This window comes from Psychrobacter sp. 1U2 (assembly GCF_051847575.1).
This window is the reverse complement of record NZ_JBPYDC010001440.1, coordinates 1-600: the sequence shown is the minus strand read 5'-3', so window position 1 is coordinate 600 and position 600 is coordinate 1. Positions and strand designations below refer to the sequence as shown.

Below are 600 nucleotides of genomic sequence, written 5' to 3'. Positions count from 1 at the left end.
CTGAATAGAGGCACCTAAACGATTGAGCTCAGGAACATGCATATAGCGATTTTCAAAGATGTTTTCGATAATGGTGCTTGTCCCATCTGCCAGACAACAAATTGCCATCAATTGAGCTTGCATGTCTGTGGGAAACCCAGGATGTGGCTGGGTACGAATATCAACAGGATGCGGACGTCCTGTCATCTGTGCACGTATCCAGTCCTCACCCGTTGTAATCGTCGCACCCATTGCCTCAAACTTCTCTAGCACCGGATATAGTAGTGCTGCATTGGTTTTTTTGGTCAGTACATCTCCGCGAGTCATCAAGGCGCCTGCTTAATACGAGCCCGTTTCAATGCGATCAGGGACCACTGAGTACTCACAACCTTGTAAGCACTCTACCCCTTCAATAGTCATGGTCGCTGTACCAATACCGCTAATCTTAGCGCCCATTGCAACCAGCATATTGGCCAAATCAACCACCTCCGGCTCAAGTGCGCAGTTACCTAAGACGGTCGTGCCTTTGGCTAGTGCCGCTGCCATGATGACGTTTTCGGTACCACCAACGGTGATCATATCAAAAGAGAAGTTACAACCAATCAGCCTGCCACCTTTAGG

The 600-nt window shown here is 48.8% G+C and carries 1 pseudogene; it reads right to left on the bottom strand.

Annotation, left to right across the window (positions count from 1 at the left end):
• A pseudogene (locus ACS8FD_RS22520) lies at positions 1-600 on the bottom strand (UDP-N-acetylglucosamine 1-carboxyvinyltransferase); the annotation flags it as partial.